The sequence below is a fragment of the Mycolicibacter senuensis genome, assembly GCF_003284925.1.
Classification (GTDB): Bacteria; Actinomycetota; Actinomycetes; order Mycobacteriales; family Mycobacteriaceae; genus Mycobacterium; species Mycobacterium algericum_A.
Genome location: NZ_QMEX01000135.1, coordinates 1 through 9,280, shown reverse-complemented (window position 1 = coordinate 9,280; position 9,280 = coordinate 1). Strand labels below are relative to the sequence as shown.

Annotated in this window: 10 protein-coding genes and 2 pseudogenes; 7 read left to right on the top strand and 5 right to left on the bottom strand. The window is 67.0% G+C overall.

The window, feature by feature from the left end:
- The 4 genes and pseudogenes from DQP56_RS24830 to DQP56_RS20015 all read right to left on the bottom strand — a co-directional run.
- Positions 1 to 265: pseudogene (locus DQP56_RS24830) on the bottom strand (hypothetical protein); the annotation flags it as partial.
- A gap of 220 nt (positions 266 to 485) precedes the next feature.
- Complete coding sequence (locus tag DQP56_RS20025) at positions 486 to 965, bottom strand: nitroreductase family deazaflavin-dependent oxidoreductase (RefSeq protein WP_112688430.1); 480 nt, start codon at positions 963 to 965, stop codon at positions 486 to 488.
- 10 nt (positions 966 to 975) lie between these two features.
- Entirely contained in the window at positions 976 to 1,386 is a 411-nt protein-coding gene (locus tag DQP56_RS20020) for a DUF8021 domain-containing protein (protein ID WP_112688428.1), read from the bottom strand.
- Positions 1,386 to 2,537, bottom strand: a complete 1,152-nt coding sequence (locus tag DQP56_RS20015) for a steroid 3-ketoacyl-CoA thiolase (protein WP_112688426.1) — start codon at positions 2,535 to 2,537, stop codon at positions 1,386 to 1,388. Before DQP56_RS20015 ends, DQP56_RS20020 begins: the two co-directional genes overlap by 1 nt.
- A gap of 145 nt (positions 2,538 to 2,682) precedes the next feature.
- On the opposite strand from DQP56_RS20015, the pseudogene DQP56_RS20010 reads away from it, so the two are divergent.
- The 7 genes and pseudogenes from DQP56_RS20010 to ltp2 form a co-directional block, all read left to right on the top strand.
- Positions 2,683 to 2,847: pseudogene (locus DQP56_RS20010) on the top strand (steroid C27-monooxygenase); the annotation flags it as partial.
- A gap of 33 nt (positions 2,848 to 2,880) precedes the next feature.
- The gene (locus DQP56_RS20005) at positions 2,881 to 4,128 is read left to right on the top strand and encodes a cytochrome P450 (RefSeq protein ID WP_112688424.1); all 1,248 of its coding nucleotides are present in this window, start codon (positions 2,881 to 2,883) and stop codon (positions 4,126 to 4,128) included.
- Between the two features lie 15 nt (positions 4,129 to 4,143).
- Positions 4,144 to 5,211 carry an acyl-CoA dehydrogenase family protein gene (locus tag DQP56_RS20000; RefSeq protein WP_112688422.1) on the top strand — a complete coding sequence of 356 codons (1,068 nt, stop codon included), beginning with the start codon at positions 4,144 to 4,146 and terminating at the stop codon, positions 5,209 to 5,211.
- Positions 5,196 to 6,359 carry an acyl-CoA dehydrogenase FadE29 gene (fadE29, locus tag DQP56_RS19995; RefSeq protein ID WP_112688420.1) on the top strand — a complete coding sequence of 388 codons (1,164 nt, stop codon included), beginning with the start codon at positions 5,196 to 5,198 and terminating at the stop codon, positions 6,357 to 6,359. The genes DQP56_RS20000 and fadE29 overlap by 16 nt, the downstream gene beginning before the upstream one ends.
- 13 nt (positions 6,360 to 6,372) lie before the next feature.
- Entirely contained in the window at positions 6,373 to 7,347 is a 975-nt protein-coding gene (locus tag DQP56_RS19990) for a bifunctional MaoC family dehydratase N-terminal/OB-fold nucleic acid binding domain-containing protein (RefSeq protein ID WP_112688418.1), read from the top strand.
- The gene (locus DQP56_RS19985; RefSeq protein ID WP_112688416.1) at positions 7,344 to 7,757 is read left to right on the top strand and encodes a MaoC family dehydratase; all 414 of its coding nucleotides are present in this window, start codon (positions 7,344 to 7,346) and stop codon (positions 7,755 to 7,757) included. Before DQP56_RS19990 ends, DQP56_RS19985 begins: the two co-directional genes overlap by 4 nt.
- Positions 7,757 to 8,914: a 17-hydroxy-3-oxo-4-pregnene-20-carboxyl-CoA lyase gene (ltp2, locus tag DQP56_RS19980; protein WP_112688432.1), complete on the top strand. Its 1,158-nt coding sequence runs from the start codon at positions 7,757 to 7,759 to the stop codon at positions 8,912 to 8,914. The genes DQP56_RS19985 and ltp2 overlap by 1 nt, the downstream gene beginning before the upstream one ends.
- Before the next feature lie 45 nt (positions 8,915 to 8,959).
- Here the strand turns inward: ltp2 and DQP56_RS19975 are convergent.
- Positions 8,960 to 9,280: PPW family C-terminal domain-containing PPE protein (locus DQP56_RS19975; RefSeq protein ID WP_526022714.1), on the bottom strand; the 321-nt coding region annotated here is incomplete at its 5' end.

Genomic DNA, 9,280 nt, shown 5'->3' with positions numbered 1-9,280 from the left:
CGGCGGCACCGCGGCTAATGGCACGACCGGGGTCGGCGGCAACGGTGGCAACGGCGGTACCGGTGGCACCGGCGGCGGCGGCGGAACCGGTGGAACCGGTGGCCAAGGGACCGAGGAGCATCCGAGCGGTGGTCCAGGCGGCCCCGGCGGGCCCGGAGGCGGCGCCGGCCTTGTCGGAGGTAAGGGTGGTGCCGGAGGTACCGGCAGCGTCAATGGCCAGGATGGTGCCGACGGGGGCGCGGGCAACGCCGGCAGCGCCGGTCACCAGGGCGCCTACGGCGCGAACTACTGATCGAGGTCCGAGCCCTCGGCAGCGAAGCAGCACCGGGAGGCCCCGTACGCATGGCGTGCGGGGCCTCCCGGCCGTTCGTCGGAGGATCGCCGGAACGCCGGCGGCCTAACCGCCTGCCGAAAAACCGCCTGCCGAAAAGCGACTTCCGATTACCTGGCCGGGATCGGGCCCAGCCTGCGCACCACAGCGAGCGCTAAGGCTCGCAGATGACGATCGGAATCTCCCGATCGGTCCAGGCGCGGTAGTTGACGAAGTCCGGGTACATCGCATCGAGCTTGGGCCAGTAGGCGGCCCGCTCCGACTCGTCGGCGTCACGGGCGCGCAGCCGCAGCACCTCGTTGCGGATCCGGAACGAGACCTGCGGGTTGGCTTTGAGGTTCAGGTACCACATCGGGTTGGTGGCGCGCCCGCCCTGGGATGCCACCAGGATCACCCGGTCGCCTTCGCGCAGGAACAGCAGCGGGGCCTCACGCGGCTCACCGGTCTTGCGTCCGGTGGTGGTGAGGATGCCGACCTCGGGAACCTCGCCGAAGTGCTTGGTGCCCAAGCGCCACTTGCCGCCGACCCGGCCGCCGGTGGCCTTGTAGGCCCAGGTGTTGGCCCGCGACATCCATTTGATGATGGTGCCGGTGACCGGCGAGTCCAGCGATTTCGGCTTCTCCGGTGTGCTCACGTGCGCAACCCTACTGAATGAACGGCTTGATCCCGGCCCGGATGTGGTGGATCGTCGCGATGCCGTCGGGACTGTCGGACGGAATGACGAATACCTCGTCGACGTGCGCGCACACCCGCCGCCCGAACAGCGACGGCTTGGTGATGATGTCGTAGACCGCCCGCACCTCATCACCGTCGACGCTGTATTCCGGCAGCGTGGCGGCTGAGATCAGCCGAAACTGCGGGCCACGATTCAGGCTGCGACGCAAGTGATTTCCGGAGAAGCCGGTCTTGATTCCGACTTCGACTCGGGTGCAGTCCGGACTGAACCGGACCGCGGACGCGTCGTGGCTGACCAGCGCGTCGATGTAGGCCTGCGCCGCTGCGATGCGGTCGGCCTCCGTGACGGGCTTTGAAAGGGGCTGAGACACCGGCGCCACTAAATCCGCTCGATGATGGTGCCGGTGGACAGCGCCCCGCCCGCGCACATGGTGATCAGCGCGGTCGACTTGTCGGTGCGCTCCAGCTCGTGCAGCGCGGTGGTGATCAGCCGGCTGCCGGTGGAGCCCACCGGGTGCCCCAGCGCGATCGCCCCGCCGTTGACGTTGACCCGGTCCATGTCCGGGTTGTGCACCGCCGCCCAGGACAACACCACCGATGCGAACGCCTCGTTGATCTCGACCAGGTCGATGTCACCCATCTTCATCCCGGCCTTCTCGAGCACTTTCGCGGTGGACTGCACCGGGCCGTCCAGGTGGTAGTAGGTCTCGGCGCCGACGTTGGCCTGGCTGATGATCCGGGCCCGCGGCTTCAGGCCCAGCGCTTTGGCCTTGTCCTCATCCATCCACAGCACCGCGGCCGCCCCGTCGGAGATCTGCGAGGAGCTGCCGGCAGTGTGGATGCCACCCTCGATCACCGGGTTCAGCTTGGTCAGGCCCTCGATCGTGGTGTCGCGCAGACCCTGGTCGCGGCTGACGGTGTTCCACTCGGCGGTGGGTTGCTTGTTCTCGTCGATCACCGGCGCCTCGATCGGGGAGATCTCCCGGTCGAACCGGCCTTCATCCCAGGCCTGCTTGGCCCGCTGCTGGGAGCGCAGCCCGAATGCGTCGACGTCGGCGCGGGTGATCCCGCGCCGCTTGGCGATCCGCTCGGCGGCTTCGAACTGGTTGGGCAGGTCGATGGTCCACGACGACGCCCGGGCGCCGCCGCCGTTCTCGCCCAGCCCGACCCGGCTCATCGCCTCGATACCGCACGCGATACCGATGTCGATGGCACCGACCGAGATCAGGCCGGCGATCAGATGGTTGGCCTGCTGCGCACTGCCGCACTGGCAGTCGATGGTGGTGGCGCCCACGTGCTCGGGCAGCCCGGCGATCAGCCAAGACTGCCGGGCCACGTTGTTGGCCTGCTCGCCGTACTGGGTGACGCAGCCGCTGATGACCTGCTCGACGCTGCCCGGCTCGATACCGGCCTTGGTGACCAGCGCCTTCTGCACCGCCCCGAGCAGTTCAGTGGCGTGCAGACCCGACAGCCAGCCGTTACGTTTACCGATGGGGCTTCGTGTGGCTTCGACGATGACAGGATTACCCATGCGGCCAGGCTAGAACACGTTTCATTAGTCTGACAAGCGGCGATGCGAACAGGCCTTTGGTCTATGGTGAGCCCATGTTTTACTGCTACTAGAACGCGTTGCATTTAGGAGTCCGCCGATGTCGAGTGTCAAAGTGCCGCCGCCTTGCATCGGCACCCAGCTGGCCCGGATGTCGGGGAACCTGATGTCCAACGCGATCGCCGACCACAACCCGGACCTCAAGCCGCTGGACACGCCGGACCGGTTGAAGTCGGGTTGGCTCAACGGCAGCAAAACCTGGCGGGTCGACTACACCGGCAAGTCCGCCTGAACCACCGAACGAGACACGGAGGCTAGTTCCAGCATGTCCACACTTCCCGCAGGATTCGACTTCCTCAACCCCGACCTCATCGCCGAGGGCATCCCCGAGAAGGAGTTCGCGCAACTGCGCAAAACCGCGCCGGTCTGTTGGATCGAGCAGGCCCCCGGCAAGGGCGGCGGCTTCAACGACGGCGGCTACTGGGCGGTCACCAAGCTCGCCGACGTCAAAGAGGTGTCGCTGCGCAGCGACGTCTTCTCCAGCTACGAGAACTGTGTGATCCCGCGGTTCTCCGACGACATGCAGCGGGAGAACATCGAGGTTCAGCGGTTCGTGATGCTCAACATGGACGCACCGCACCACACGCGGCTGCGCCGGATCATTTCCCGGGGTTTCACACCGCGGGCTATCGGACGGTTGCGCGACGAACTCCATGAACGGGCTCAGGCGATCGTCAAGGCCGCCGCCGAGGCCGGCTCCGGAGACTTCGTCGAACAGGTGTCGTGCGAACTGCCGCTGCAGGCGATCGCCGGACTGCTCGGTGTGCCGCAGGAAGATCGCGACAAGCTGTTCCAGTGGTCGAACGAGATGACCGGCAGCGAAGACCCCGAGTACGCCGACATCGACCCGCAGGCCTCGTCGTTCGAGTTGATCACCTACGCCATGCAGCTGGCGGCGGCCAAGGCGGAGAACCCCGGTGAAGACATCGTCACCACGCTGATCAACGCCGACATCGACGGCGAGAAGCTCTCCGACGACGAGTTCGGCTTCTTCGTGGTGATGCTGGCGGTGGCCGGCAACGAGACCACCCGCAACTCGATCACCCACGGCATGATCGCGTTCTCCGAGCACCCCGAGCAGTGGGAGTTGTTCAAGAAGGAACGCCCGGCGACCACTGCCGACGAGATCGTGCGGTGGGCCTCCCCGGTGATCTGCTTCCAGCGCACCGCGCTGGAGGACTACGAGCTGTCCGGCGCGCAGATCAAGAAGGGGCAGCGGGTGGTGATGTTCTACCGCTCGGCCAACTTCGACGAGGACGCCTTCGACGAGCCGCACAAATTCAACATCCTGCGCGACCCGAACCCACACGTCGGATTCGGTGGCACCGGGGCGCACTACTGCATCGGCACCCACCTGGCCCGGTTGACGATCGACCTGATCTTCAACGCGGTCGCCGACCACGTGCCCGACCTCGCGCCGCTGGCCAAACCCGAGCGGCTGCGCTCCGGGTGGCTCAACGGCATCAAGCACTGGCAGATGGACTACACCGGCAAATGTCCGGTGGCCCACTAGATTTAAGGAGATTCGGTGGACTTCAGTCCAGAGCCGGAACAGCAGGCGGTCGCCGATGTCGTCGCGTCGGTGCTCGAGCGGGACAACAGCTGGGAGGCGCTGGTCGCCGGCGGGGTGAGCGCGCTCGCGGTGCCGGAGCGGCTCGGCGGTGACGGCGTCGGCCTGTCGGAGGTGGCTACGGCGCTGACCGAGATCGGCCGGCACGGGACCGTCAGCCCGGCGCTGTGCACCCTCGGGTTCGCTCTGGTGCCGCTGCTGGAGTTGGCCGGCGACGCCCAACAGGACCGCTACCTGGCCGGTGTGGCCAAGGGCGCGGTGCTGTCCGCCGCGCTCGACGAGCCGGCCGCCGCGCTGCCCGAGCAGCCCGCGGTGACGCTGGCCGGTAACCGGTTGTCCGGCACCAAGATCGGCGTGCCCTACGCCGATCAGGCCGAGTGGATGCTGGTCACCGCGGATACGGGCGTCGCGGTGATCTCGCCGAGGGCGGCCGGGGTGCAGCTGACGAAGACCCCGACCGCCAACCACAGCGACGAGTACGCCGTCGTATTCGACGATGCCGAGGTCGACGCCGTTTTGGACGGCGCCTCGGTACATCGGGTGAACCAATTGGTGCTGGCGATGGTCGGCGCCTACGCCTCCGGGTTGGTAGCCGGCGCGCTGCGGCTGACCGCCGACTACGTCGGCAGCCGCGAACAGTTCGGCCGGCCGCTGTCCACCTTCCAGACGGTGGCAGCTCAGCTCTCGGAGGTCTACATCGTCTCGCGCACCATCACGCTGGCGGCGACATCGGTGGTCTGGCGGCTGGCCAACGGTCTTGACGCCGACGACGACCTCGGGGTGCTCGGGTACTGGATCACCTCGCAGGCCCCGCCGGTGATGCAACTCTGCCACCACCTGCACGGCGGGATGGGCATGGACGTCGACTACCCGATGGACCGCTACTACTCCACGATCAAAGACCTGAACCGCCTGCTGGGTGGCCGGTCGCAACGCCTCGAAATGGTGGCGATCGCAAGCGCGGCGGAGCCGGGTGCAGCGGGTCGACACCCAGAAGACACAGGAGTGCAATGTTTGTCGATCTGACCCCGGAGCAGCGCAAACTCCAGGCCGAACTGCGCGAGTACTTCGCCAACCTGATCACGCCCGATGAGGAAAAGGCGATGGCCTCCGACCGGCACAACCAGGCCTATCGCGATGTGATCCGCCGGATGGGCCGTGACGGCAAGCTCGGCGTCGGCTGGCCCAAAGAGTTCGGCGGCCTGGGCTTCGGGCCGATCGAGCAGCAGATCTTCGTCAACGAGGCGCAGCGAGCCGACATCCCACTGCCGGCCGTGACGCTGCAGACCGTTGGCCCCACCCTGCAGGTGTACGGCAACGAAGCGCAGAAGAAGAAGTTCCTGCCGGCCATCCTGGCCGGGGAGGTGCATTTTGCGATCGGCTACACCGAACCGGAGGCCGGCACCGACTTGGCGTCGTTGCGCACCACCGCGGTTCGTGATGGCGACCATTACATCGTCAACGGCCAGAAGGTGTTCACCACCGGCGCTCACGACGCCGACTACATCTGGCTGGCGGTGCGCACCGATCCGGCGGCGGTGAAACACAAGGGGATTTCGATCCTGATCGTGGACACCAAGGACCCCGGTTACTCGTGGACTCCGATGATCCTGTCCGACGGGGCGCATCACACCAACGCGACCTACTACAACGACGTTCGGGTGCCCGTCGAGATGCTGGTGGGCGAGGAGAACGGCGGCTGGCGGCTGATCACCACCCAGCTCAACAACGAGCGGGTGATGTTGGGTCCGGCCGGCCGGTTCGGCGCCATCTACGACAAGGTGCACGCCTGGGCCACCAAGCCCGGCAGCGACGGGGTGACCCCGATCAGCCATGATGCGGTCAAACGCGGTCTCGGCGAGATCCACGCCATGTTTCGCATCAACGAGCTGCTCAACTGGCAGGTCGCCGCGGCCGGCGAGATCATCGACGTCGCCGACGCGGCGGCCACTAAAGTCTTCGGCACCGAGCGGATCCAGTACGCCGGGCGGTTGGCCGAGGAGTTGGTCGGCTGCTACGGCAACCCGGCCGATGCGGCCACCGCCGAGCTGCTCCGCTGGCTGGACGTGCAGACGAAACGCAACCTGGTCATCACGTTCGGTGGCGGGGTCAACGAGGTGATGCGGGAGATGATCGCGGCCTCGGGCCTGAAGGTTCCGCGGGTGCCACGATGAGTCGAGGAGACAGATGAGCGACCTTTCCGCCGGGATCGAGCAGATACTGGCTTCCGGCCGCAGCGAGCCGCGGACCGGCCGGGATCCGGTGAACCAGCCGATGATTCGGCACTGGGTTGACGCCATCGGCGATGAGAATCCGATCTACGTCGATGAGGAGGCCGCGCGCGCGGCCGGGCATCCGGGGATCGTCGCACCGCCGGCGATGATCCAGGTCTGGACGATGATGGGCCTGGGCGGCGAGCGCCCCGCCGACGACCCGCTCGGCAAGGTCATGGAACTGTTCGACGGCGCCGGCTATGTCGGGGTGGTGGCCACCAACTGTGAGCAGACCTACCACCGCTACCTGCGGCCCGGCGAAGAGGTCAGCGTCACCGCCGAGGTGACCGATATCGTCGGCCCCAAACAGACGGGTTTGGGCGAGGGCTACTTCATCACCCAGAAGATCCGCTGGTGGGCAGGCCAAGACGGTGACGGGGAACTGGTGGCCGACATGAACTGGCGCATCCTGAAGTTCCTGCCGAAGGATCGTGTCGAAACCGTCGAGACGCCTGAGGATCTCGACCCCGCCAAGATGATGCGGCCGTCGTGGTCGAGGGATTCGGCGTACTTCTGGGAGGGGGTCGCCGCCCACGAGTTGCGGGTCCAGCAACGCCCCGACGGCAGCCTGCAGCACCCCCCGGTGCCGGCGGTCTGGAAGGACAAGACCGAGACCACCGACTACATCGTGGCCTCCGGCAACGGAACGGTGTTCAGCTTCGTGGTGCACCATGCACCCAAAGTCCCCGGTCGCAGCGTGCCGTTCGTCATCGCGTTGGTCGAACTCGAGGAGGGCGTGCGGATGCTCGGTGAGCTGCGCGGCGTCGACGCCGCGGCCGTGCGGATCGGAATGCCCGTCCGGGCAACCTATCTCGACTTCCCGGCTAGCGATGCCGGACCGGCGTGGAGCCTGTACGCCTGGGAGCCAGTGGAAGGAGGCGGGGCATGAGCGCTCCGACCGTCGAAGTCGGCACCAAGCTGCCGGAGCTCAAGATCTATGGCGACCCGACGTTCATCGTCTCCACCGCCATCGCGACCCGCGATTACCAGGACGTGCACCACGACCGGGACAAGGCGCAGGCCAAGGGCTCCAAGGACATCTTCGTCAATATTCTCACCGACACCGGCCTGGTGCAGCGCTACCTCACCGATTGGGCCGGATCCAAGGCGGTGATCCGCTCCATCGGGCTGCGACTGGGCGTGCCGTGGTACGCCTACGACACCGTCACCTTCTCCGGCGAGGTGACCGCCCTGGAAAACACCGCAGACGGGCCTCTGGTCACCGTGAAAGTTGTGGGCAACAACAGTCTTGGCGATCACGTCATCGCCACCGCCACACTCACCCTCGGGGAGGCATGATGCTGTCCGGTAAGGCGGCTATCGCCGGAATCGGCGCGACCGACTTCTCCAAGGAATCCGGGCGCAGCGAGCTGCGACTGGCCGCCGAGGCGGTGCTCGACGCCCTCGATGATGCGGGCCTGAAGCCCGCCGACGTCGACGGCCTGGTCACCTTCACCATGGACTCCAACCTGGAGACCGCCGTCGCGCGCGCCACCGGTATCGGCGAGCTGACATTCTTCTCCCAGATCGGCTATGGCGGCGGTGCGGCCGCCGCGACCGTGCAGCAGGCGGCGCTGGCGGTGGCCACCGGGATTGCCGAGGTCGTGGTGGCCTACCGGGCATTCAACGAGCGCTCGGAGTTCCGGTTCGGCCAGGTGATGACCGGGCTGACCATCAACGCCGATTCGCGCGGCGTGGAGTACAGCTGGTCCTACCCGCACGGGCTGAGCACACCGGCGGCATCGGTGGCCATGATCGCCCAGCGCTACATGCACGAATACGGCGCCACCAGTGCGGATTTCGGTGTGGTGTCGGTGGCTGATCGCAAGCATGCGGCGACCAACCCCAAAGCGCACTTCTACGGCAAGCCGATCACCATCGAGGATCACCAGAATTCGCGGTGGATCGCCGAGCCGCTGCGGCTGCTGGACTGCTGTCAGGAGACCGACGGCGGGGTGGCGATCGTGGTCACCACCCCGGAACGTGCCAAGGACCTCAAGCACCGCCCGGCGGTCATCGAGGCGGCGGCACAGGGCGCCGGGGCCGACCAGTTCACCATGTACTCCTACTACCGCGACGAACTGGGGCTTCCCGAGATGGGGCTGGTGGGCAAGCAATTGTGGGCGCAGTCCGGCCTGACGCCGACCGACATCCAGACCGCGGTGCTCTATGACCACTTCACCCCCTACACCTTGATCCAGTTGGAGGAGTTGGGATTCTGCGGTAAAGGCGAGGCCAAAGACTTCATCGCCGGTGGCGCCATCGAGCTGGGTGGCCGACTGCCGATCAACACCCATGGTGGGCAGCTCGGCGAGGCCTATGTGCACGGTATGAACGGCATCGCCGAAGGAGTACGCCAGCTGCGCGGCACCTCGGTCAACCAGGTGCCGAACGTGGAGCATGTACTGGTCACCGCCGGCACCGGCGTGCCTACCTCGGGGCTGATCCTGGGTTAGTCCGTCCGGCACTGCGCACCGCGAACAGACGCTCGCGCAAGGAAATCAGGCGCCGGTGCCGTCGTTCCAGCTCTCGGGGAGCAGCGGAACCGTCGGTCCATGGCTGAAACCGTTGACCGTCAATGCGGTCATCCCCGCCGCGGCCCGTTCCCGCTTGGCTTGCGCGCCCGGGAATCCCCCGCTGCCGGCGCCGCGGTCTGACGGCTGAGTCGCTGTCTCGACTGGTTCGGCGGCGACCTTCACATCGGCGAACTCGTTGGCCTCGTCGCGTGCGCGTCGACGGCGGCGGGCGCGGGTGCGGTCCCGCCCGCGAGCCGCCGCCGCGGCCGACTCGGCCGCGTCATCCGGGCCTGGAGTTCGTCGCCG